This window comes from Streptococcus oralis (assembly GCF_001983955.1).
Lineage (GTDB): Bacteria > Bacillota > Bacilli > Lactobacillales > Streptococcaceae > Streptococcus > Streptococcus jiangnanensis.
The window spans coordinates 809,229-832,699 of record NZ_CP019562.1; the positions used below are offsets into that span (position 1 = coordinate 809,229).

Sequence of the window (23,471 nt, forward strand, 5' to 3'; positions counted from 1 at the left end):
AGCACACCTTACAGTGCAACTCGTGAAGCGAGAAAGAGCGATAGGGATAGTCCCTATAATTGAGGTGGCACCGCGCATTGACGTCCTCACACAAGTTTTTTGTGTGAGGACTTTTTCTATTAGGAGGATGATGATGGAATTTAAACGATGGCGTCGCTTGTTTTGTTGAAAAGAGCATTATACAAGTGATTTAAAAGGAGAAAGAATATGAAAAATAAACGATTGATTGGAATTATTGCTGGATTAGCAGTATTGGTAATGGCTAGCTTGATTTATTCATCTATGAACAAGCCAGCAGCGAAGGTGGAGCAAAAGGTTGCTAAGGTTGGTGTTCTTCAATTTGTTAGTCACCCATCCTTGGACTTGATTTATCAAGGAATTCAAGATGGACTAGCTGAAGAAGGCTATAAGGACGACCAGGTAAAAATCGACTTTATGAACTCTGAAGGTGACCAGAGTAAGGTTGCAACCATGAGTAAACAATTGGTGGCAAACGGGAACGACCTTGTCGTTGGGATTGCAACACCAGCTGCTCAAGGACTTGCAAGTGCTACAAAAGATCTACCTGTTATCATGGCGGCTGTAACGGATCCAATCGGTGCTAACTTAGTCAAAGATTTGAAAAAACCAGGTGGCAACATTACAGGAGTATCAGACCACAACCCAGCAGAACAACAAGTGGAATTGATTAAAGCTTTGACACCTGATGTCAAAACAATCGGAGCCCTCTACTCAAGTAGCGAAGATAACTCAAAATCACAAGTTGAGGAATTCAAGGCTTATGCTGAAAAAGCAGGTTTGAAAGTCGAAACCTTTGCTGTTCCTTCCACTAACGAAATTGCTTCAACAGTTAATGTTATGACAAGCAAGGTCGATGCAATCTGGGTTCCAATTGACAACACCATCGCATCAGCCTTCCCAACAGTTGTATCAAGCGACCAAACAGCTAAAAAACCAATCTACCCAAGCGCAACTGCCATGGTAGAAGCAGGTGGATTAGCATCTGTAGTAGTTGACCAACACGATCTTGGAGTGGCTACTGGTAAAATGATTGCCAAAGTTTTGAAAGGTGAAAAACCAGCTGATACTCCAGTTAATGTCTTCTCAACTGGTAAATCGGTTATCAACAAAAAACTAGCGCAGGAACTTGGTATCACCATTCCTGAGTCTGTTCTAAAAGAAGCAGGACAAGTGATTGAATAAGGATAAAGGAGGAGCTGGACACATCTCCTCCCATTTTTACAAAGAAAGAAATGAGTGAAAGATTATGATAGTATCCATTATTTCTCAGGGGATGGTCTGGGCGATTTTAGGTTTGGGAATCTTTATGACTTTTCGAATTTTGAATTTCCCTGATATGACTACTGAAGGTTCTTTTCCTCTTGGGGGAGCAGTAGCTGTAACCTTGATAACACAGGGAGTCAATCCATTTTTAGCGACCTTAGCTGCAGTAGGAGCAGGTTGTCTAGCTGGTATGGCGACAGGTCTCTTATATACCAAAGGAAAAATTCCAACCCTCTTATCAGGGATTTTAGTCATGACTTCCTGCCATTCCATCATGCTTATGATAATGGGGCGTGCCAATCTGGGGCTTCTTGGAACCAAACAAATTCAGGATGTCTTGCCTTTTGATTCAGATCTTAACCAACTCCTGACTGGATTAATCTTTGTAGCTCTTGTTATTGGTCTCATGCTCTTTTTCCTAGATACCAAACTAGGTCAGGCCTACATCGCTACAGGTGACAATCCCGATATGGCTCGTAGCTTTGGTATCAATACGGGGCGTATGGAACTCATGGGCTTGGTTCTCTCAAATGGGATTATCGCGCTTGCAGGAGCCTTAATTGCTCAACAAGAAGGATATGCAGATGTTTCTCGAGGAATTGGAGTGATTGTCGTAGGGCTTGCTAGCTTGATTATTGGTGAGGTTTTGTTTAAGAGTTTGACCCTGGCAGAGCGACTCATGACCATCGTTGTGGGGTCTATTGCTTATCAGTTCCTCGTCTGGGGAGTGATTGCTCTTGGGTTTAATACAAGTTATCTTCGTTTGTACAGCGCCTTGATTTTGGCAGTTTGTCTCATGATTCCAACCTTCAAAAGCAAATACCTGAAAGGAGTCAAGTTTAGCAAATGACAGCAATTGTAGAATTAAAAAATGCTACCAAAGTCATCACGAATGGCTTTGATGAGGAAAAAATCATTCTGAATGATGTTTCTCTTGAAATTTTCGAACATGATTTCATTACCATCCTAGGGGGAAATGGAGCAGGGAAGTCAACGCTTTTTAACACGATTGCAGGTACCTTACCTTTAACAAGTGGAAGTATCCGTATCATGGGCGAGGATGTGACGCATTTTTCACCTGAAAAGCGGGCTAAGTACTTGTCTCGTGTCTTTCAAGATCCTAAGATGGGGACGGCTCCCCGTATGACGGTGGCGGAAAATCTCTTAATTGCCAAGTTTCGTGGTGAGAAGAGAGGACTCCTTCCTAGGAGACTTTCAAGCCATAGAGAAGAGTTCCAGACTACCATTGAAAAGGTTGGAAATGGTCTTGAAAAACATCTGGACACTCCTATTGAATTTCTATCAGGTGGTCAACGTCAGGCCTTGAGTCTCTTGATGGCAACCTTGAAGCGACCAGAGTTGCTCTTGTTGGATGAACACACAGCAGCTCTCGACCCAAAGACCAGTGTTGCTTTGATGGAGTTAACAGATGACTTTGTCAGTAAGGATCATCTGACAGCCTTGATGATTACCCACCATATGGAAGATGCACTGAAGTATGGCAATCGTCTGATTGTCATGAAGGAAGGTCGTATTATCCAAGACCTCAATAAAGAAGAAAAAGCTAAGATGAAAATTTCAGACTACTATCAATTATTTGAATAGATGAGTTAAATAATCATCAAAAAATAGAGAAGAGAAACTTAGAAGCATGGAAGTGTTTCTGAGTTTTTTATCTCCTCTTTCTATCTGGAAAAATAAGGCAAAGAGAATTACGGAAAGCGTATGAAATGGTTTACTTTTTTTCAGAAATAAGCTATACTAGTTTACGTGAAACTATGATAAGATGGAGGTATTGTGTATGGTTGACAAGCAAGTCATTGAAGAAATCAAAAACAATGCCAACATTGTGGAAGTCATAGGTGATGTGATTTCTTTACAGAAGGCTGGACGGAACTATTTAGGGCTCTGTCCTTTTCATGGTGAAAAGACCCCCTCTTTCAACGTAGTTGAGGACAAGCAGTTTTATCACTGTTTTGGCTGTGGTCGTTCAGGAGATGTCTTTAAGTTTATCGAAGAATACCAAGGCGTGTCCTTTATGGAAGCCGTTCAACTCTTAGGAGAGCGCGTCGGTATTCAACTAGCTATGCCTGTTCAGTCTCGTCCCCAACAAGCTTCCCCTCATCAAGCTCTATATGATATGCATGAAGAAGCTGCCCGTTTTTACCATGCCATCCTCATGACGACAAAGATGGGAGAAGAAGCAAGGGCTTATCTCTACAAACGCGGATTGACAGACGATGTTCTGAAGCACTTCCAGATTGGACTAGCTCCAGCAGAGAGAACTTATCTCTATCAACGTTTGGCTGACAAGTTTGAGGAAAAGGATTTATTGGATTCGGGCTTGTTTTATCTGTCAGATGGTAATCAATTTTATGATACTTTTTTTGGACGGATCATCTTTCCTTTGACTAATGACAAGGGGCAGGTTATTGCATTTTCAGGTCGTATCTGGCAAGAAACGGACAGTCAGACTGCCAAATATAAAAATAGTCGCTCGACTGCAATTTTTAACAAGAGTTACGAATTGTATCATTTGGACAAGGCAAAAAAGGGAACAGGTAAGATTACAGAGCTCTATCTGATGGAAGGTTTCATGGATGTGATCGCGGCCTACCGTGCTGGTATAGAAAATGCTGTAGCTTCCATGGGGACAGCGCTGAGCAAGGAGCATGTTGACCACCTCAAACGCTTTACCAAAAAAATTGTTCTCAGCTATGATGGCGACAAGGCAGGGCAGGCAGCGACAGCCAAAGCTCTGGAAGAATTAAAAGATTTCTCAGTTGAGGTTGTTCGAGTACCTGATGCCATGGACCCAGATGAGTATTTGCAAAAGAATTCTGCTGAAGACCTGGCTTACCTTTTAACCAAGACTCGGATCAGTCCTATAGAGTTCTATATACACCAGCTCAAGCCTGATAATAGTGATAACTTACAGGCGCAAATTGAGTTCATTGAAAAGATTGCGCCCCTAATCGCCAAGGAAAAGTCTATCACTGCCCAGAATTCCTACATCCACATTCTAGCGGATAATCTACCTTCTTTTGATTACCAGCAGGTGGAGCAGATTGTAAATGAAAGTCGGATTGTCCAAAGGCAGGAAAGAGTCAAAGAGGAGCAACCTCCAGCAGCGATTAGTTTACCTGTAACGCGACAACTGACAGCAGTCATGAGAGCAGAGGCTCATCTCCTCTATAGGATGGCTGAGAATCCAGTTGTTCTAAATGACTACCGATTAAGAGAAGATTTTTTCTTTGATACCCCAGAATTTCAAATTCTTTACGAATTATTAAGTGAGCAGGGAGAAATCGGCTCAGAGGAGCTTTCTCATCAGACGCCTGAGGTTGAAAATGCTTGGTACCACGTGCTTAGCTTGGATTTGCCAGCTGAGATGTCGCCTCAAGAGCTAATGGAAGTCGAAGCGACTCGAAACCGTGCCCTCCTCAGCAAGGACAACTTACGAATTAAAAAGAAAGTGCAGGAAGCTAGTCATGTAGGAGATACAGACACAGCCTTGGAAGAATTGCAACGATTGATTTCCCAAAAGAGAAGAATGGAGTAATAATGGCAACAAAACAAAAAGAAGTAACGACATTTGATGTGCAAGTAGCAGACTTTATCCGTAACCACAAAAAAACAGGAACAGCAACAGATGACGAAATCAATTCAAGTCTGGTTATTCCGTTTGCCCTTGATGCAGACGGCATTGAAGACCTTTTGCAACGGATTCAGGATGCTGGAATTTCTATCACAGATAACGAAGGAAATCCAAGCGCGCGTGTTCTTAGTGCAGAAGAAGAGCCAGAACTCAGTGATGAGGACTTGATTGGCTCAACTTCAGCCAAGGTTAATGACCCAGTCCGTATGTATTTGAAGGAAATCGGGGTTGTTCCTCTCTTGACTAACGAAGAGGAAAAAGAATTGGCCCTAGCTGTTGAGGCAGGTGATATCGAAGCCAAACAACGCCTTGCAGAAGCCAACCTTCGTTTGGTAGTTTCGATTGCGAAGCGCTACGTAGGGCGTGGCATGCAGTTTCTTGACTTGATTCAAGAAGGAAACATGGGCTTGATGAAGGCCGTGGACAAGTTTGACTACTCTAAAGGATTCAAGTTTTCAACTTACGCAACTTGGTGGATTCGTCAGGCAATTACTCGTGCCATTGCTGATCAGGCTCGTACCATTCGTATTCCTGTTCACATGGTCGAAACCATTAACAAGCTTGTCCGTGAACAGCGAAATCTTCTTCAAGAATTGGGTCAAGATCCGACACCTGAACAAATCGCTGAGCGTATGGATATGACACCTGACAAGGTCCGTGAAATCCTAAAGATTGCCCAAGAACCAGTATCACTTGAAACACCGATCGGTGAAGAGGACGACAGCCATCTTGGGGACTTTATCGAAGACGAAGTGATTGAAAATCCAGTAGACTACACAACTCGAATCGTTTTGCGTGAGCAGTTGGATGAAGTCTTGGATACTCTTACAGACCGTGAAGAAAACGTTCTGCGTCTTCGTTTCGGTTTGGACGATGGGAAAATGCGTACTCTTGAAGATGTTGGTAAAGTCTTTAACGTGACTCGTGAGCGTATCCGTCAGATTGAGGCCAAGGCTTTGAGAAAATTGCGTCAACCAAGTCGCAGCAAACCCCTTCGTGATTTTATTGAAGACTAAGAGTGAGGAATAACATGGCTTATACAGAAGAGCAAATCGAAACGATCAAAACACGCATTTTAAATGCTTTGGAAGAAGTCATCGACCCTGAGTTGGGGATTGATATTGTCAACCTAGGTTTGATTTATGAAATTCGTTTTGATGGTGAAACAGGTCACACTGAAATTGATATGACCTTGACAACTATGGGCTGCCCACTGGCTGACCTTTTGACAGACCAGATACATGATGCGATGACAGATGTGCCTGAGGTAACTAATACCGAAGTTAAATTGGTCTGGTATCCAGCTTGGACAGTTGAAAAAATGAGCCGATACGCGCGTATCGCCCTAGGAATTAAATAAAGACTAAGAATAATGCGAGAGACGATTGGAAAATAGGGTGAATTTATCCTTTTTCCTATGGTCTCTTCTTTCTTTTGCTGATTTTCTGGAAATAAAATGGTATAATGAAAGGTATGGAAAACGAAAAATTGCGTATTAATATGCTAAGTTCAAGTGAGAAAGTGGCTGGTCAAGGAGTATCAGGAGCCTACCGTGAGTTGGTACGTCTCCTACATCGCGATGCCCAAGATCAGTTAATTGTTACGGAGAACCTTCCTGTTGAGGCAGATGTAACTCACTTTCATACCATTGATTTCCCTTATTATTTATCCACTTTCCAAAAGAAACGCTCTGGGAGAAAAATTGGCTATGTACACTTTTTGCCTGATACGCTTGAGGGGAGTTTGAAGATACCATTTTTCCTAAAAGGAATTATCAAACGCTATGTTTTTTCTTTTTACAACCGAATGGAACACTTGGTGGTGGTTAATCCCATGTTTATCGAGGATTTAGTGGCTGCTGGTATTCCGCGTGAAAAAGTAACTTATATTCCAAATTTTGTAAACAAAGAAAAATGGCATCCATTACCAGCTGAACAGGTTGCACAACTCCGGAAGGAAATGGATCTTGCGGAAGATCAGTTTGTCGTAATCGGTGCGGGTCAGGTTCAGAAACGTAAAGGAATTGATGATTTTATCCGTCTTGCTGAGGAATTGCCAGAAATTACCTTTATCTGGGCAGGTGGTTTTTCATTTGGTGGGATGACAGATGGTTATGAACGCTACAAGAAGATAATGGACAATCCACCCAAAAATCTTATTTTCCCTGGAATTGTGTCACCCGAACGGATGCGGGAGCTTTACGCTATGGCGGATCTATTCTTGCTACCAAGTTACAATGAATTATTCCCTATGACTATCTTAGAGGCCGCTAGTTGCGAGGCTCCTATTATGTTAAGAGATTTGGATTTGTATAAGGTTATTCTTGATGGGAATTATCGTGCTACAAGTGATGTTTCCGAGATGAGAGAAGCAATCCTAGAATACAAGAATGCCCCTGAAGTCTTAAAGGACTTGAAAGAAAAAGCTCGCGAGATCTCCAAAGAGTACTCTGAGGAGCATTTGTTGGAAATCTGGTTAAAATTTTATCGAGAACAGGCTGCTTTGGGCAAAAAGTGAGGTAATTTATGCGAATTGGTTTATTTACAGATACCTATTTCCCTCAGGTTTCCGGGGTCGCGACTAGTATTCGGACTTTGAAAACTGAGCTTGAAAAGCAGGGGCATGCAGTTTTTATCTTTACAACGACTGATAAAGACGTAAACCGATACGAGGATTGGCAAATTATTCGCATTCCGAGTGTCCCTTTCTTTGCATTTAAGGATCGACGATTTGCCTACCGAGGTTTTACAAAGGCGCTTGAAATTGCCAAGCAGTATCAACTCGATATTATTCATACCCAGACAGAATTTTCTCTTGGTTTGTTAGGGATTTGGATTGCGAGAGAATTGAAAATTCCAGTTATTCATACCTACCATACCCAGTATGAAGACTATGTGCATTACATTGCTAAGGGCATGCTAATTCGTCCGAGTATGGTAAAATATTTGGTGCGAGGCTTCCTTCATGATGTAGATGGCGTAATTTGCCCTAGTGAGATTGTTCGTGACCTTTTATCGAAATACAAAGTTAAGGTTGAAAAGCGTGTCATCCCAACTGGAATTGAGCTGGCTAAGTTTGAACGACCTGAGATCAAAGAGGAAAACTTGCAAGAACTTCGTTCGAAGTTAGGTATTCAGGAAGGCGAGAAAATGCTACTGAGCCTTTCTCGTATCTCCTTTGAGAAGAATATCCAAGCAGTCTTAGCTGCCTTTGCACAGGTTTTGAAAGAAGAAGACAAGGTGAAGTTAGTTGTTGCTGGAGACGGACCTTATTTGGACAGTCTGAAGGAACAAGCAGGGAAATTAAACATACAAAAACATGTGATTTTTACAGGTATGATTGCTCCAAGTGAGACAGCCTTGTACTATAAAGCAGCTGATTTCTTTATTTCAGCCTCTACGAGTGAAACTCAAGGCTTAACCTATCTAGAAAGTCTAGCCAGTGGAACGCCTGTTATTGCTCATGGCAATCCCTATCTTGAAAATCTGATCAATGATAAAATGTTTGGGACCCTCTACTATGGAGAACGAGAGCTTGCAGGAGCTATCCTTGAAGCTTTGATTGCTACTCCTGATATGTCTGAACAAAAGTTAGCGGATAAGTTGTACGAGATTTCGGCTGAAAATTTTGGGAAACGAGTTCATGAGTTTTACCTTGATGCTATTATCTCAAATAACTTTGAACATGAGTTACATGATGGACAACCTGTCACTCAGCGCTTCTTAAAAACGATTCTCTATCTACCACAACAGGCTGTTACAAGCCCAGTAAAAGAATCCAAGCGTATTTTAAGAGCGTCTCGAAAACAATTGTCTAGCATCAGAGATTATTGGAGAGACGAATTCAAATAATAGAATAAGAGGAAGAAAAAATGAAAAAATTAATGAGAAGCGGGAAAGATCAAAAAATTGGAGGCGTTTGCGCAGGAGTGGCCCACTATTTTGATATTGATCCGACGATTGTCCGTGTGATTTGGGGAGTTCTAGCCTTTTGTTATGGAGCAGGGGTTCTTGCTTACTTGATTTTGTGGGCAATTGCACCTGTTTCTACAGAATATTAAATTAGAATTATATAGAAAAAGGAGAAGTTATGGCTTTTGGAGATAACGGAAAACGTAAAAAAACTTTGTTTGAAAAGGTGACACTTGTTGTCGTGCTCATCATGTTGTTTGTAACCCTTGCTGGTATCTTTGCAACTGCGCTTGGAGCTTTTAGTAGATTCTAAGCAAGCTACGAGGATAGAAACAATAACTAATGACTGGGTTCTCCCCAGCCTTTTTAAAGTGAGAAGAAAATATGAGTATGTTTTTAGATACAGCCAAGATCAAGGTCAAGGCTGGTAATGGTGGCGATGGCATGGTTGCTTTTCGCCGTGAAAAATATGTCCCTAATGGCGGTCCTTGGGGTGGTGATGGTGGACGTGGAGGTAACGTTGTTTTCGTGGTAGACGAAGGCTTGCGTACCTTGATGGATTTCCGCTATAACCGTCATTTCAAGGCTGATTCCGGTGAAAAAGGAATGACCAAAGGAATGCACGGACGTGGTGCAGAAGATCTACGTGTTCGCGTGCCACAGGGGACTACTGTACGTGATGCGGAAACAGGTAAAGTCATTACAGACTTGATTGAGCATGGTCAAGAGTTTATCGTGGCTCATGGCGGTCGAGGTGGTCGTGGAAATATCCGTTTTGCCACGCCAAAAAATCCTGCACCTGAAATCTCTGAGAATGGAGAACCAGGTCAAGAACGTGAGTTGCAACTGGAATTGAAGATTCTAGCGGATGTCGGCTTGGTCGGTTTCCCATCTGTCGGAAAGTCAACTTTGCTTAGTGTCATCACTTCAGCTAAACCTAAAATCGGTGCTTACCACTTTACGACGATTGTCCCTAATCTAGGGATGGTTCGTACGCAGTCAGGTGAATCTTTTGCAGTAGCAGACCTTCCAGGTTTGATTGAAGGGGCCAGTCAAGGTGTTGGTCTTGGAACCCAGTTTCTTCGTCATATCGAACGTACACGAGTTATCCTCCATGTCATCGATATGTCAGCTAGCGAAGGACGTGATCCTTATGAGGATTACCTTGCTATCAATAAGGAATTAGAATCTTACAACCTTCGTCTCATGGAACGTCCGCAGATCATTGTGGCCAACAAGATGGATATGCTTGAAAGTCAGGAAAATCTGAAAACTTTCAAGGAAAAGTTGGCAGCAAACTACGACGAGTTTGAGGAACTTCCAGCCATCTTCCCAATTTCTGGTCTGACCAAGCAAGGGGTGGCGACTCTTTTGGACGCGACAGCCGAGTTGTTAGACAAGACTCCAGAATTCCCGATTTATGATGAATCCGATATGGAAGAAGAGGCTTACTATGGCTTTGACGAGGAAGAAAAAGCCTTTGAGATTAGTCGTGATGATGATGCGACATGGGTACTTTCTGGTGAAAAACTCATGAAACTCTTTAACATGACCAACTTTGACCGTGACGAATCGGTCATGAAGTTTGCCCGTCAGCTTCGTGGTATGGGGGTTGACGAAGCTCTTCGTGCACGTGGTGCCAAAGATGGTGACTTGGTCCGAATTGGTAAATTTGAATTTGAATTTGTAGACTAGGAGATTGATATGGGAGATAAACCGATATCATTCCGAGATGCAGATGGAAATTTTGTTTCTGCAGCAGATGTGTGGAATGAAAAGAAACTAGAAGAATTGTTTAATCGTCTAAATCCTAAACGTGCTCTTCGATTGGCGCGTACAAAGAAAGAAGAAACACAGTCAAAGAAATAAAAAATTCCCGTGATCTTTTAATCACGGGATTTGTTTTATTCACTAAAGAAAAATGGTGGCGCATATTTTTTAAGACTCTCAAAACAAGCTTGCGCTTTTGTAGCATCTTCACAGATAATCATGCAGACATCGTCTCCACAAAGGGTTGCAACGATATCTGGAAAGGCCAAGGAATCAATTACAGATCCAAATGATTGGGCTAAACCGGGTAAAGTTTTCAAAATAACCTGGTGTTGCACAGGACGTAGCATAACAAGAGCGTCTTCCATATAGTTTTCAAGACGTTTTTCCCACTTGGAGATAGAGCCTGTATTTAGCACATAGTAAGAATTATCCTCTTCGCGCACTTTTGAAAGGTTCATGGTTTTGATATCGCGTGATAAGGTAGCCTGAGTAACTTGGATATCATTTTCCGCTAACAAGGCTTGTAATTCAGCTTGCGTATGGATTTTGTTTTTTGAAACGAGGGCGCGGATAAGTTGGTGTCTGTGTTCTGATTTGTTCATAAAGTAAGTACTCCTTTTACAAGGTACAGTAGCGTGGACTAAACGAAAATGTCAGTCGGGTGGTAGGCGGTATTGTCACGTATGATGATTTTAAAGTCAGTAAGATAAAGAACTAGATGGAGGGATTCTCCTTCTTTTAACTTGTCACTAGTTGCGTGCAGATAAACTGGGTAGCAATCTGTTCATCTACATTGATGTTCTTTAATGACAGTGAATCATTCAATTTGGGTAGCTTTTTGTCACGGCGTTTTGTGAATTCACTCTAAATGTAATTCACAGAGATTTCCAACATGTGGTCTAGTAGCGTATATGATAAATGGTTACACATGTTGGTTAGAGGGAGTATCTTTTGTCCAAGTTCTATCTAGGGGCTTCTAAAATGCTTTTAGATGAACTGAATTTGATACAAAGTTTATGTTTGATTCGACTGTTCAAGTGGAAAACTTTGGTTATAGGTAGTTCAATGGTCGAATTCATTGACTTTTCCTTTGAATACTTCCATATTGAAAGTCTGGTAGATTATACCTTTTGAGAAGGTAGGATAAGACTAGACTGTGCTAAATCAATAGTCAATTGATAGTCTGTATTATCTCGAATTGTAATCTCAAAGTCTGTGGTGTAGAGAACCAAACGGAGAGTATCTCCTTTTTTAAGTTTGTAGATAGTTGGTTGAAGCTCTAGCTTGAAGTCCATCCATTCATTTGGTTGGATTTCTTCAATCGTCAAGAGATTGGTTCGATTTTGAAGATTAAGGTAGCCTTTGGTGATGACACGTTGGGCACTTGGGTTGAATGGTAGTTCACAGAGATTTTCTAACATGTGGTAACGGCCATTATCAATGGTTCTAGCACTTAAAACAGCTGGATAAGGCTGCAGATATTTCTTTTGTCCAAGTTCTAACAGTTGGGCTGATAATAAGCCCTTGTTCGTACTCGATTTGACACGAAGTTTCAGCTCCACTCGCCCATTTAAGTGAATGTCTTGACTTACTGGAAGGTCAATGGTGATCTGATTGGCTTTTCCTTGGTAAAGTTCAGTGTTGAAGGTCTGGTAAGTCTTTCCATAACGATCAAAATCTTTTTGATCATACTGGTTTTGAATCACTTTTTCTTCAGTTCCAAGTGAGAAGGTATGCAGTTCATCCTGCTTGCCAAAGTTATCAAGATCTTGCCATCTTTGCGGTGCGATATTGTCCTGCCAGATGACAGTCGGAAGTTGATAGCCTGAGTCAAGTCCTAACAATTTCTTACTTAACAAGGCATTCATGGACTCGCGGAAGTCGATCGACTGCCAATTGTTCATATAGACATGGGCACCATGATGGAAAAAGAGGTGCTTATTGATATGGCTAGGAAGGGCATGAAACATCTGGTAAACATGAAGAGGTTTGACATTCCAATCCTGGGAACCATGCGTAAAAACGACCTCAGCTTGAACCTTGTGAGCATTGAGCAGATAGTTGCGGTCATGCCAAAACTGATTGTAGTCACCAGTCTTGCGATCGAGTTTCTCTTTAACCTTTTCTAAGTCTGCTTGATGAGCTTCATTGCCACGGATATAGTCACCAGCTTGGAGGTTGCGAGAGTAGGTCAATTCAGCAAGTGAGTCAAAATCCTCACCCGGGTAACCACCAGGGCTAGTCACTAGACCATTTTCCCGATAGTAGTTGTACCAAGAGGAAATACCTGCTTCCGCGATGATGACTTCTAAGCCATCAACACCAGTGGTGGCGAGACCATTGGACATGGTACCTAGATAGGAAATTCCTGTTGTTGCGACTTTGCCGTTTGACCAGTCAGCCTTGACTTGGCGCTTGCGCGTGTGGTCCGTGAAAGCATGGCAACGACCATTGAGCCAATCAATGACATTTTTATAGGCCTCAATCTGCTGGTAGTCCCCATTGGTCATGAGCCCTTGGGAATCCCTGGTCCCAACACCCGATACATAGAGATTGGCAAATCCACGTGGGAGGAAGTAGTCATTTAGAGTATATGAGCTATTGATATGAGATAGCTTTTCTTCAGCTTCTGAGACGACTTCTGCTTGACTATGAGGTTCGACTAAATTCAGCTTAGGTTCCTCAAGTTCAATGGTGTGGGGCGGTTTGACCTCAAGCTCTCCTTCCATTTTGTAGAGAGCTTTGTCACTGGCTTTATCGTTGGTCCCTTGGTGATAAGGGCTGGCAGTCATGACTGAAGGAATCTGTCCATCATAACGCGGGCGGATAACGCTGACTTTGACTAAATCAGGGAGTCCGTCTTTATCAGTATCCACACGGCTCTCGACATACACGACTTCACGAATGACATCATGAGTAGAGAAGGTTGCCAAGCTCTTACCGTTAAAGTAGTGGTAGTGATTGTCTTCTGAAATGAGTCCATCACTAACAAGCTGATCGATGAGCGTATTTCCTTTTTTCGTTCGCGTATTGAGTAACTGATAAAGATTTTCAATGAGATCCCCATAAACAATAGGAAAACCAGTTTCTTTACGAAACTGTTCGGCATCCTCAAAGTCAACAAGATAGCTAAATCCTAAAAGTTGAAAAACTACTGTGTAGAAAATCTCCGCAGTTAACTCACGGTCTGACTGGAAAAAAGTTACTAAATCTGTTTCTTTATCCGCAGCCAAAGTCGATAAGGCATAATCCGTGTTAGAATAAGTGAAAAAACTCCAACGAATGAAGTCTTCAAACTGTCTTTTTAAGGACAGTTGGGGTGACAGCTTTAGACCAAGACCTTCTAATTCTGCAAATCGTTGAGAACTAGTGGTTGGTTGATAGCTGAATTGATTAAAACGCATGTTTCTCTCCTTTGAAAACAGACTGGATTTATTATATCAAAAAAGAGGGAAAAATGGAATAAATAAACTTAAATGAAATAAATTTCTTAAACCAGCATATCTATTTGGTAAGTTATTATAAAATGCTGAATAAATACCATAGAAGTAAGCCTTTTTCTAGAGATTTTTATATGTAAAACTGCATATAACTCCTATCTTTATTATTCTTTGTTTGGTATAAATATATCTAAATTTACATTTAAAACTATTATATAATATTAATTTTTTATTTTTTCCTTTGAAAAATGAAGAATTTAACAGTAAGAAGAGAAGAAGTTTGTAACTGATAATATTGAAAAGAAAGTGCAGAGTTGCTTCAATATCCAACTTAAAATGGTATAATAGTAGTAAAACGAAAGCAAGGAGGAGAAGAAATGATTGCACAACTCGACACCAAGACTGTTTATAGTTTTATGGAAAGTGTAGTTTCGATTGAAAAATATGTACAAATGGCTAAAGAATACGGCTATTCTCACCTTGCTATCATGGATGTGGATAATCTCTATGGAGCCTATCATTTTCTAGAAGCAACTCGTAAGCATGGCATTCAACCTTTAATTGGTTTAGAAATGACCTTGCTCAAAGATGAGGAGAATCTCTCTCTTCGTTTTCTAGCCCTATCCACTAAAGGTTATCAAGAGTTGATGAAGTTATCCACTTTAAACATGACTGGACGGAAAAATTGGTCTGACTTCACCTCCCACCTCGAAGATGTTGCTATTATTGTTCCCTATTTTAATGGGGTCGAACAGCTGGATTTGGAGCATGATTATTTTATCGGTGTCAGTCCAGATACTCCTCAAGAAGTCTTTACTAGGCCCATTCTTCCACTCTATCAAGTCAATTCTTTTGAAAAAGAAGATATTCAAGTTTTACAAATCTTGTCAGCAGTCAAGGACAATGTCAGTCTGAGAGAAGTGGATGTACATTCACAACAAGGGATTTTTTTACCTGCCTCAGACTTGGAAGCACGGTTTAAAAATCGCTTCCCTCAGGCGCTTGCCAATCTCCAAGGTCTGATAGAGAATGTAAGCTATCAAATCGACCCAAGTTTAAAACTTCCCCGCTTTAATCCTGAAAGACCAGCGGTCGAAGAACTTAGAGAGAGAGCTGAGCAAGGCTTGAGTGACAAGGAGTTAACCTCAGCTATTTATCATGAGCGACTGAATGAGGAATTGGCTGTGATTCATGATATGGGCTTTGACGATTATTTCCTTGTAGTTTGGGATTTGCTCCGTTTTGGACGTTCCCAAGGATATTATATGGGAATGGGGCGTGGTTCTGCGGTTGGTAGTCTGGTGGCTTACTCACTGGATATTACAGGAATTGATCCGGTTGAAAAGAACTTGATTTTCGAACGCTTTTTAAATCGTGAGCGATACACCATGCCTGATATTGATATCGACATCCCTGATCTTTATAGGCCGGAGTTCATTCGCTATGTTCGTGATCGGTATGGTAGTCAACATGTGGCACAGATTGTTACCTATTCGACTTTTGGAGCAAAACAGGCAATTCGTGATGTTTTCAAACGTTATGGTGTCCCTGAGTACGAATTAACCAATATTACGAAAAAAATCAGTTTTCGAGATACGCTAACGACAGCCTATGAAAAGAATTTACAGTTTAGGCAGGTCATCAATAGCAAAATGGAATATCAAAAAGCTTTTGAGATTGCTCGAAAGATTGAAGGTTATCCTCGTCAGACCTCTATCCATGCGGCAGGAGTTGTTATGAGTGACCAAGACCTGACAGACTATATTCCACTTAAATACGGTGAGGATATGCTGATCACCCAGTATGATTCACATGGTGTTGAAGCCAATGGACTTCTAAAAATGGATTTCCTAGGTCTTCGTAACTTAACTTTTGTCCAAAAAATGCAGGAATTATTGGCTGAGTCAGAAGGTGTTCATCTGAAAATCGAAGAGATTGACTTGGAAGACAAGGCAACTCTGGCCCTCTTTGCTACTGGAAATACCAAGGGGATTTTCCAATTTGAACAACCTGGCGCCATTCGACTCTTGAAACGAGTTCAGCCGCAAGTCTTTGAAGAGGTAGTAGCCACAACCTCACTCAACAGACCAGGTGCTAGTGATTATATTGATAACTTTGTCGCTCGTAAGCACGGGAAAGAAAAGGTGACGGTGTTAGACCCTGCCTTGGAGGACATTCTGTCATCAACCTACGGTATTATGCTCTATCAAGAGCAAGTCATGCAGGTAGCTCAACGCTTTGGAGGATTCAGTCTTGGTAAAGCCGACATTCTCAGACGTGCCATGGGTAAGAAAAATGCCAAAGAGATGCATCTGATGAAGGAAGATTTTATCACAGGAGCTATGAAACTTGGGCATACAGAAGAAAAGGCCAACCAAGTTTTTGCAGTGATGGAAAAGTTTGCCGGCTACGGATTTAACCGATCCCACGCTTATGCTTACTCAGCCCTGGCTTTCCAGCTCGCTTATTTCAAGACACATTATCCTGCTGTTTTCTTTCAAGTCATGTTGAACTATTCTAGCAGTGAATACATTGTAGATGCATTGCAGATGGGCTTTGAAGTAGCTCCCTTAGCAATAAACAGCATTCCCTATCATGATAAAATTACCCAGAAGACACTCTATCTTGGTTTGAAAGCCATTAAAGGTATGCCAAGAGATTTGTCTTACTGGATTATTGAAAACCGTCCTTTTTCAAGTGTTGAAGATTTTGTCACACGTCTTCCCAAGAATTACAAGAAACTGTCGCTTTTGACTTCTTTGGTTGAACTAGGGCTTTTTGATGAATTTGATAAGAACCGTCAGAAAATCTTAGTCAACCTACCAAACTTATTTGTTTTTGTTGAGGAATTAGGTGGACTTTTTGCAGATACAAATTATAGTTGGACTGAAGCTGATGATTTTACGGAAGCAGAGAAATTTTACAAAGAGCAGGAACTGATTGGGGTAGGTATCAGTCTCCATCCTCTCCAAACTCTTGCCAAACAAGCCCTATATCCGACGACGCCAATCGCTAATCTAACCGAGGGAACTCAAGCCACTCTCTTAGTTGAAGTGCAAAAGATTAAAGTGATTCGAACCAAGAAAGGCGAGAGTATGGCTTTTCTACAGGTTCATGATAGTAAGTCTCGGATGGATGTAACTGTATTTTCAGACCAGTATCGAAAATTCGCTTCCATCTTATCTGAGGGTAAATTCTACTACATCAATGGCAAAGTTCAATCCCGAGATGGTCGTCTGCAAATGATTGCACAAGATTTGAAAGAAGCAGTGGCGGAACGATTCTGGATTCAAGTTAAAAATCATGAAAATGATAAAGAGATTTCAAATATTCTAGAACAATACAAAGGCCCAATCCCTGTCATTATCAGGTATGAAGAGGAACAAAAAACGGTTGTTTCTACTCAACATTTTGTAAAAAAAGATTCTGCTCTAGAGGAAAAATTAGAGGGAATTGCTATGAAAACGATTTATCGCTAAAAATACGGAAAATAGAAGAATTTTCCAATTAAATGTGGTATAATCAGTAAGAATGTTAAAAGAAAAAGGAGCATAACCAAATGAAACGTATTGCTGTTTTAACCAGTGGTGGAGACGCCCCTGGTATGAATGCTGCCATCCGTGCGGTAGTTCGCCAAGCAATCTCAGAAGGAATGGAAGTTTTTGGTATCTATGATGGATACGCAGGTATGGTTGCCGGTGAAATTTATCCACTTGATGCTGCTTCAGTAGGAGACATCATTTCACGTGGTGGTACTTTCCTTCACTCTGCTCGTTACCCTGAGTTTGCACAACTTGAAGGCCAACTTAAAGGGATTGAGCAGTTGAAAAAACACGGTATCGAAGGAGTCGTAGTTATCGGTGGAGACGGTTCTTATCACGGAGCTATGCGCTTGACGGAGCATGGATTCCCTGCTATTGGGCTTCCAGGTACAATCGATAACGATATCGTAGGTACTGATTTCACAATTGGATTTGATACTGCAGTTACGACTGCAATGGATGCGATTGATAAGATTCGTGATACATCATCAAGTCACCGTCGTACTTTCGTTGTTGAAGTAATGGGACGTAACGCTGGTGATATCGCTCTTTGGGCTGGTATCGCAACTGGTGCTGATGAAATTATCATCCCTGAGGAAGGCTTCAAGATGGAAGATATCGTAGCTAGTATCAAAGCTGGTTATGAGCACGGTAAAAAACACAACATTATCGTTTTGGCAGAAGGTGTTATGTCAGCAGCTGAATTTGGTCAAAAACTAAAAGAAGCAGGAGACACTAGTGACCTTCGTGTAACAGAACTTGGTCACATCCAACGTGGTGGATCACCAACTGCGCGTGACCGTGTATTGGCATCACGTATGGGGGCACACGCTGTTAAACTCCTTAAACAAGGAATCGGTGGTGTCGCTGTTGGTATCCGTAACGAAAAAATGGTTGAGAATCCAATCCTTGGTACAGCAGAAGAAGGAGCTTTGTTTAGCTTAACTGCAGAAGGTAAGATTATTGTTAACAACCCTCATAAAGCTGATCTTGAACTTTCTGCTTTGAACAAGAGCTTGTCCTAATCAACTTTCATTAATTTGGTAACATGACCATAAAAGGTCGAATTATATAAAGGAGTCACAAAAATCATGAACAAACGTGTAAAAATCGTTGCAACTTTAGGTCCTGCGGTTGAAATCCGTGGTGGTAAAAAATTCGGTGAAGACGGATACTGGGGTGAAAAACTTGACGTTGAAGCTTCAGCTCAAAATATTGCTAAATTGATTGAAGCAGGAGCAAACGCTTTCCGTTTCAACTTCTCACACGGTGACCACCAAGAACAAGGTGAGCGTATGGCAACTGTTAAACTTGCTGAAAAACTTGCAGGTAAAAAAGTTGGTTTCCTTCTTGATACTAAAGGACCTGAAATCCGTACAGAATTGTTTGAAGGTGACGCAAAAGAGTACTCATACAAAACTGGTGAAAAAATCCGTGTTGCAACTAAACAAGGAATCAAATCAACTCGTGATGTGATTGCTTTGAACGTTGCTGGTGCCCTTGATATCTACGATGATGTTGAAGTTGGTCACCAAGTTTTGGTTGACGATGGTAAATTGGGTCTTCGTGTTTTCGCAAAAGACGATGCAACTCGTGAATTTGAAGTAGTCGTTGAAAATGACGGTATCATTGCTAAGCAGAAAGGTGTAAACATTCCTAACACTAAAATTCCTTTCCCAGCACTTGCTGAACGTGATAACGATGATATCCGTTTCGGTTTGGAACAAGGTATCAACTTCATCGCGATTTCATTCGTACGTACTGCAAAAGACGTCGACGAAGTTCGTGCAATCTGTGAAGAAACTGGTAATGGTCACGTTCAATTGTTTGCAAAAATCGAAAACCAACAAGGTATCGATAACTTGGATGAAATCATTGAAGCTGCTGACGGTATCATGATCGCTCGTGGTGACATGGGTATCGAAGTACCATTCGAAATGGTTCCAGTTTATCAAAAAATGATCATCACTAAAGTGAACGCAGCAGGTAAAGTTGTTATCACAGCAACAAACATGCTTGAAACAATGACTGAAAAACCACGTGCAACTCGTTCAGAAGTATCAGACGTATTTAACGCTGTTATCGACGGAACTGACGCAACAATGCTTTCAGGTGAGTCTGCGAACGGTAAATATCCACTTGAATCAGTAACAACAATGGCTACGATTGACAAGAATGCACAAACTCTTCTTAATGAATACGGTCGTTTGTCATCAGTTAACTTGGCACGTAATTCTAAGACTGAAGTTATGGCATCAGCTGTTAAAGATGCAACTAACTCAATGAATATCAAGTTGGTAGTTACCCTTACTAAAACTGGTCACACAGCTCGCTTGATTTCTAAATACCGTCCAAATGCTGATATCTTGGCTATCACTTTTGACGAATTGACTCAACGCGGTCTTATGCTGAACTGGGGTGTCATTCCAGTAACAACTGAACGTCCTTCAAATACTGACGATATGTTTGATCTTGCTGAAAAGATTGCAGTTGAACAAGGCTTGGTTGAATCTGGTGATGATATCGTTATCGTTGCTGGTGTGCCACTTGGTGAAGCTGTCCGTACAAACACAATGCGTATCCGTACAGTACGTTAATCTAACATTAAAACCTATCATTTCAGGCTGAAAAGCTTGAGTGATAGGTCTTTTTTTATCAAAATGAGATGGTATTTAGTAAATAGGAATGGGAAAAAACTGAAAATTATGATATAATAGAACGAAAAGACCTTTTTAGTAAATTTTGAAAGAGTAAAACATGAGAAAAATTGTCATCAATGGTGGACGTCCATTGCAAGGTGAGATCACCATTAGTGGTGCTAAAAATAGTGTTGTAGCGCTTATTCCAGCTATTATCTTATCAGATGATATTGTCACTTTAGATTGTGTTCCAGATATTTCAGACGTTGCTAGTCTTGTCGAAATCATGGAAATCATGGGGGCATCTGTTAAGCGTTATGACGATGTCTTGGAGATTGATCCAAGAGGTGTTCAAAACATTCCTATGCCTTATGGCAAAATTAATAGCTTGCGTGCTTCTTATTATTTCTACGGAAGTCTTTTAGGTCGCTTTGGTGAAGCTACAGTTGGACTTCCTGGTGGATGTGATCTGGGACCTCGTCCGATTGACCTTCACTTAAAAGCCTTTGAAGCCATGGGTGCTAAGGTCAGCTATGAGGGAGATAATATGAATTTATCTGCCCAAGGTAAGGGGCTTCATGGCGCAAGTATTTACATGGATACCGTCAGCGTTGGAGCAACTATTAACACCATGATTGCTGCGGTTAAAGCTAAGGGACGTACTGTCATTGAAAATGCGGCTCGTGAACCGGAAATTATCGATGTTGCTACCCTTTTGAACAACATGGGGGCCCATATTCGTGGTGCAGGGACTGATATTATCATTATTGATGGTGTCGAGAAACTTCATGGAACGCGTCATCAGGTTATCCCAGACCGTATCGAAGCTGGAACCTATATTTCACTTGCTGCAGCGGTAGGAAAAGGAATTCGTATTAACAACGTTCTCTATGAGCACTTAGAAGGCTTTATCGCCAAACTAGAGGAAATGGGCGTTCGTATGACGGTCTCAGAAGACAGCATCTTCGTTGAAGAACAGTCCGATTTGAAGGCCATCAATATCAAAACTGCACCCTATCCTGGGTTTGCAACTGATTTGCAACAGCCTATCACGCCACTTTTACTAACTGCTCAAGGTCGTGGAACCATTATTGATACGATTTATGAGAAACGTGTTAATCATGTCTTTGAATTAGCGAAAATGGATGCGGATATTACGACTACAAACGATCACATTATCTACAACGGTGGTCGTAAGTTACACGGGGCAAGTGTAAAAGCTACAGACTTGCGAGCTGGTGCTGCACTTGTCATCGCTGGCTTAATGGCTCAAGGCCAGACTGAAATTACGAATATTGAGTTTATCCTTCGTGGCTACTCAGATATTATTGAAAAATTGCGTAGTCTTGGAGCGGATATTACACTCGTTGAAGACTAAGCCGTTGAGGTGATTATGAATATTTGGACCAAATTAGCAATGTTTTCTTTTTTTGAAACGGAGCGCTTGTATTTGCGTCCTTTCTTTTTTAGTGACAGTCAAGCGTTTTTCGAGATTGCTTCAAACCCTGAGAATTTGCAGTTTATTTTTCCCAGTCAAGCAAGTTTGGAAGAAAGTCAGTACGCACTTGCTAACTATTTTATGAAGGCTCCTCTAGGTGTTTGGGCAATTTGTCTCCAAGGAAATCAGGAAATGATTGGCTCCATTAAATTTGAAAAAATCGATGAAATCAAAAAAGAAGCAGAAATTGGTTATTTCTTAAAAAAAGATGCTTGGTCGCAAGGTTTTATGACAGAGGCTGTTAGCAAACTCTGTCACCTTTCTTTTGAAGAATTTGGTTTAAAACAATTATCCATCATCACTCATCTGGAGAATCAAGCTAGCCAAAAAGTAGCCTTAAAATCGGGATTTAGTCTCTTCCGACAGTTTAAGGGGAGCGATCGCTATACACGAAAAATGAGGGACTATCTTGAATTTCGTTACGTAAAAGGAGAGTTCAATGAGTAAACACCAGGAAATTTTGTCTTATCTGGAAGAGTTACCAATTGGGAAGAGAGTTAGTGTTCGTAGTATTTCAAATCACCTAGGTGTTAGTGACGGAACAGCCTACCGAGCTATCAAAGAAGCTGAAAATCGTGGAATTGTTGAAACTCGGCCACGTAGTGGAACCATACGAGTCAAGTCCCAGAAAGTGGCTATTGAGCGGCTTACCTATGCTGAAATCGCTGAGGTCACCTCATCTGAAGTTTTAGCTGGTCAGGAAGGGTTGGAGAGAGAGTTTAGCAAATTCTCCATTGGAGCTATGACAGAGCAAAATATCCTGTCCTATCTCCATGATGGTGGTCTTTTGATCGTAGGAGACCGCACTCGCATTCAACTTTTAGCCTTGGAAAATGAAAATGCAGTCCTTGTAACAGGTGGTTTTCATGTGCAGGACGATGTTCTTGAGTTGGCTAATAAAAAAGGGATTCCAGTTCTAAGAAGTAAACATGACACTTTTACAGTAGCGACCATGATTAACAAAGCCCTCTCAAATGTTCAAATCAAAACCGATATTCTGACAGTCGAAAAGCTCTATCGTCCCAGTCATGAGTATGGTTTTTTGAGAGAAACAGATACGGTCAAAGATTATCTAGACTTGGTCCGTAAGAACAGAAGTAGTCGTTTCCCAGTCATTAACCAACACCAAGTGGTTGTTGGAGTTGTTACCATGCGTGACGCAGGAGACAAGTCTCCCAGTACAACGATTGACAAGGTGATGACACGAAGTATCTTCGTAACAGGTTTAGCGACCAATATTGCCAATGTCAGTCAACGGATGATTGCAGAAGACTTTGAGATGGTTCCCGTTGTCAGAAGTAACCAAACCTTACTCGGTGTCGTAACACGACGAGATGTCATGGAAAAGATGAGTCGTTCCCAAGTTTCAGCTTTGCCGACTTTCTCCGAGCAAATCGGGCAAAAACTCTCTTATCATCATGATGAGGTCGTCATTACTGTTGAGCCTTTCATGTTGGAGAAAAATGGGGTCCTTGCTAATGGAGTCTTGGCTGAAATCCTCAACCATATGACCCAAGACCTCGTTGTCAATAGCGGACGTAATCTCATCATTGAACAGATGTTGATTTATTTCTTGCAGGCTGTACAGATAGATGATACTCTGCGGATTCAGGCTCGGATTATTCACCACACGAGACGCTCAGCTATTATTGATTATGATATTTATCATGGTCATCAGATTGTTTCAAAAGCAAATGTTACGGTTAAAATTAATTAGAATCTAGGA

At 41.3% G+C, this 23,471-nt stretch carries 20 protein-coding genes and 1 other annotated feature (1 of these 21 only partly in view); of the genes, 18 read left to right on the plus strand and 2 right to left on the minus strand.

Translation table 11 applies throughout. The annotated features are described in order from the left end of the window. Positions 1-91 (plus strand) — a binding site (T-box leader); it begins 125 nt to the left of the window's first position. Between the two features lie 116 nt (positions 92-207). From trpX to BWR56_RS03960, 12 genes are all read left to right on the plus strand, one after another. Then, complete coding sequence (trpX, locus tag BWR56_RS03905) at positions 208-1,203, plus strand: tryptophan ABC transporter substrate-binding protein (RefSeq protein ID WP_049505729.1); 996 nt, start codon at positions 208-210, stop codon at positions 1,201-1,203. Positions 1,204-1,267: 64 nt separating this feature from the next. Continuing rightward, positions 1,268-2,134: an ABC transporter permease gene (locus tag BWR56_RS03910; RefSeq protein WP_000637255.1), complete on the plus strand. Its 867-nt coding sequence runs from the start codon at positions 1,268-1,270 to the stop codon at positions 2,132-2,134. Further along, complete coding sequence (locus BWR56_RS03915) at positions 2,131-2,889, plus strand: ABC transporter ATP-binding protein (protein ID WP_049505730.1); 759 nt, start codon at positions 2,131-2,133, stop codon at positions 2,887-2,889. The genes BWR56_RS03910 and BWR56_RS03915 overlap by 4 nt, the downstream gene beginning before the upstream one ends. A 196-nt stretch (positions 2,890-3,085) precedes the next feature. Next, positions 3,086-4,846: a DNA primase gene (dnaG, locus tag BWR56_RS03920; RefSeq protein WP_076984492.1), complete on the plus strand. Its 1,761-nt coding sequence runs from the start codon at positions 3,086-3,088 to the stop codon at positions 4,844-4,846. Between the two features lie 2 nt (positions 4,847-4,848). Beyond that, positions 4,849-5,958 carry an RNA polymerase sigma factor RpoD gene (gene rpoD / locus BWR56_RS03925; RefSeq protein ID WP_000201890.1) on the plus strand — a complete coding sequence of 370 codons (1,110 nt, stop codon included), beginning with the start codon at positions 4,849-4,851 and terminating at the stop codon, positions 5,956-5,958. A 14-nt stretch (positions 5,959-5,972) separates the two neighbouring features. Then, the gene (locus tag BWR56_RS03930; RefSeq protein ID WP_000331930.1) at positions 5,973-6,302 is read left to right on the plus strand and encodes a metal-sulfur cluster assembly factor; all 330 of its coding nucleotides are present in this window, start codon (positions 5,973-5,975) and stop codon (positions 6,300-6,302) included. Between the two features lie 113 nt (positions 6,303-6,415). After that, positions 6,416-7,459: a glycosyltransferase family 4 protein gene (locus BWR56_RS03935; protein WP_196769375.1), complete on the plus strand. Its 1,044-nt coding sequence runs from the start codon at positions 6,416-6,418 to the stop codon at positions 7,457-7,459. Positions 7,460-7,467: 8 nt separating this feature from the next. Continuing rightward, positions 7,468-8,793, plus strand: coding sequence for a glycosyltransferase family 4 protein (locus BWR56_RS03940; protein ID WP_001219461.1), 1,326 nt, complete (start codon positions 7,468-7,470; stop codon positions 8,791-8,793). A 20-nt stretch (positions 8,794-8,813) separates the two neighbouring features. Then, the gene (locus BWR56_RS03945) at positions 8,814-9,002 is read left to right on the plus strand and encodes a PspC domain-containing protein (RefSeq protein WP_180364415.1); all 189 of its coding nucleotides are present in this window, start codon (positions 8,814-8,816) and stop codon (positions 9,000-9,002) included. Positions 9,003-9,031: 29 nt separating this feature from the next. Further along, on the plus strand, positions 9,032-9,166 hold the full coding sequence (locus BWR56_RS03950; protein WP_000863851.1) for a DUF4044 domain-containing protein: 135 nt from the start codon (positions 9,032-9,034) through the stop codon (positions 9,164-9,166). A 71-nt stretch (positions 9,167-9,237) separates the two neighbouring features. Further along, a complete protein-coding gene (obgE, locus tag BWR56_RS03955; protein WP_076984493.1) occupies positions 9,238-10,548 on the plus strand; it encodes a GTPase ObgE in 1,311 nt (436 codons plus the stop codon). A 9-nt stretch (positions 10,549-10,557) separates the two neighbouring features. Continuing rightward, entirely contained in the window at positions 10,558-10,722 is a 165-nt protein-coding gene (locus BWR56_RS03960) for a hypothetical protein (RefSeq protein ID WP_000502578.1), read from the plus strand. Between the two features lie 35 nt (positions 10,723-10,757). Here the strand turns inward: BWR56_RS03960 and BWR56_RS03965 are convergent, their stop codons facing one another. Beyond that, the gene (locus BWR56_RS03965; protein WP_001043018.1) at positions 10,758-11,228 is read right to left on the minus strand and encodes an arginine repressor; all 471 of its coding nucleotides are present in this window, start codon (positions 11,226-11,228) and stop codon (positions 10,758-10,760) included. Positions 11,229-11,747: 519 nt separating this feature from the next. Next, entirely contained in the window at positions 11,748-14,030 is a 2,283-nt protein-coding gene (locus BWR56_RS03970; protein WP_076984494.1) for a Xaa-Pro dipeptidyl-peptidase, read from the minus strand. Between the two features lie 413 nt (positions 14,031-14,443). On the opposite strand from BWR56_RS03970, the gene BWR56_RS03975 reads away from it, so the two are divergent. The 6 genes from BWR56_RS03975 (at position 14,444) to spxR (ending at position 23,462) form a co-directional block, all read left to right on the plus strand. After that, positions 14,444-17,545, plus strand: coding sequence for a DNA polymerase III subunit alpha (locus tag BWR56_RS03975; protein ID WP_076984495.1), 3,102 nt, complete (start codon positions 14,444-14,446; stop codon positions 17,543-17,545). An 80-nt stretch (positions 17,546-17,625) separates the two neighbouring features. After that, positions 17,626-18,633, plus strand: a complete 1,008-nt coding sequence (pfkA, locus tag BWR56_RS03980; protein ID WP_000820882.1) for a 6-phosphofructokinase — start codon at positions 17,626-17,628, stop codon at positions 18,631-18,633. A 66-nt stretch (positions 18,634-18,699) separates the two neighbouring features. Then, entirely contained in the window at positions 18,700-20,205 is a 1,506-nt protein-coding gene (gene pyk / locus BWR56_RS03985) for a pyruvate kinase (protein ID WP_076984496.1), read from the plus strand. A 160-nt stretch (positions 20,206-20,365) separates the two neighbouring features. Then, entirely contained in the window at positions 20,366-21,625 is a 1,260-nt protein-coding gene (locus tag BWR56_RS03990) for a UDP-N-acetylglucosamine 1-carboxyvinyltransferase (RefSeq protein WP_049505736.1), read from the plus strand. Between the two features lie 15 nt (positions 21,626-21,640). Beyond that, on the plus strand, positions 21,641-22,192 hold the full coding sequence (locus tag BWR56_RS03995; protein ID WP_049505737.1) for a GNAT family N-acetyltransferase: 552 nt from the start codon (positions 21,641-21,643) through the stop codon (positions 22,190-22,192). Continuing rightward, entirely contained in the window at positions 22,185-23,462 is a 1,278-nt protein-coding gene (gene spxR / locus BWR56_RS04000; protein WP_000033809.1) for a CBS-HotDog domain-containing transcription factor SpxR, read from the plus strand. The genes BWR56_RS03995 and spxR overlap by 8 nt, the downstream gene beginning before the upstream one ends. The last annotated feature ends 9 nt before the right edge of the window (positions 23,463-23,471 follow it).

What these genes read in the sequence shown, in the direction of transcription:
- BWR56_RS03945 (WP_180364415.1), top strand. Translation starts at nt 8,814, where the DNA reads ATGAAAAAATTAATGAGAAGCGGGAAAGATCAAAAAATTGGAGGCGTT.
- rpoD (WP_000201890.1), top strand. Translation starts at nt 4,849, where the DNA reads ATGGCAACAAAACAAAAAGAAGTAACGACATTTGATGTGCAAGTAGCA.
- BWR56_RS03975 (WP_076984495.1), top strand. Translation starts at nt 14,444, where the DNA reads ATGATTGCACAACTCGACACCAAGACTGTTTATAGTTTTATGGAAAGT.
- BWR56_RS03915 (WP_049505730.1), top strand. Translation starts at nt 2,131, where the DNA reads ATGACAGCAATTGTAGAATTAAAAAATGCTACCAAAGTCATCACGAAT.
- BWR56_RS03935 (WP_196769375.1), top strand. Translation starts at nt 6,416, where the DNA reads ATGGAAAACGAAAAATTGCGTATTAATATGCTAAGTTCAAGTGAGAAA.
- dnaG (WP_076984492.1), top strand. Translation starts at nt 3,086, where the DNA reads ATGGTTGACAAGCAAGTCATTGAAGAAATCAAAAACAATGCCAACATT.
- BWR56_RS03970 (WP_076984494.1), bottom strand. Translation starts at nt 14,030, where the DNA reads ATGCGTTTTAATCAATTCAGCTATCAACCAACCACTAGTTCTCAACGA.
- BWR56_RS03990 (WP_049505736.1), top strand. Translation starts at nt 20,366, where the DNA reads ATGAGAAAAATTGTCATCAATGGTGGACGTCCATTGCAAGGTGAGATC.
- obgE (WP_076984493.1), top strand. Translation starts at nt 9,238, where the DNA reads ATGAGTATGTTTTTAGATACAGCCAAGATCAAGGTCAAGGCTGGTAAT.
- BWR56_RS03995 (WP_049505737.1), top strand. Translation starts at nt 21,641, where the DNA reads ATGAATATTTGGACCAAATTAGCAATGTTTTCTTTTTTTGAAACGGAG.
- trpX (WP_049505729.1), top strand. Translation starts at nt 208, where the DNA reads ATGAAAAATAAACGATTGATTGGAATTATTGCTGGATTAGCAGTATTG.
- pyk (WP_076984496.1), top strand. Translation starts at nt 18,700, where the DNA reads ATGAACAAACGTGTAAAAATCGTTGCAACTTTAGGTCCTGCGGTTGAA.
- pfkA (WP_000820882.1), top strand. Translation starts at nt 17,626, where the DNA reads ATGAAACGTATTGCTGTTTTAACCAGTGGTGGAGACGCCCCTGGTATG.
- BWR56_RS03965 (WP_001043018.1), bottom strand. Translation starts at nt 11,228, where the DNA reads ATGAACAAATCAGAACACAGACACCAACTTATCCGCGCCCTCGTTTCA.
- BWR56_RS03950 (WP_000863851.1), top strand. Translation starts at nt 9,032, where the DNA reads ATGGCTTTTGGAGATAACGGAAAACGTAAAAAAACTTTGTTTGAAAAG.
- BWR56_RS03910 (WP_000637255.1), top strand. Translation starts at nt 1,268, where the DNA reads ATGATAGTATCCATTATTTCTCAGGGGATGGTCTGGGCGATTTTAGGT.
- BWR56_RS03940 (WP_001219461.1), top strand. Translation starts at nt 7,468, where the DNA reads ATGCGAATTGGTTTATTTACAGATACCTATTTCCCTCAGGTTTCCGGG.
- BWR56_RS03930 (WP_000331930.1), top strand. Translation starts at nt 5,973, where the DNA reads ATGGCTTATACAGAAGAGCAAATCGAAACGATCAAAACACGCATTTTA.
- spxR (WP_000033809.1), top strand. Translation starts at nt 22,185, where the DNA reads ATGAGTAAACACCAGGAAATTTTGTCTTATCTGGAAGAGTTACCAATT.
- BWR56_RS03960 (WP_000502578.1), top strand. Translation starts at nt 10,558, where the DNA reads ATGGGAGATAAACCGATATCATTCCGAGATGCAGATGGAAATTTTGTT.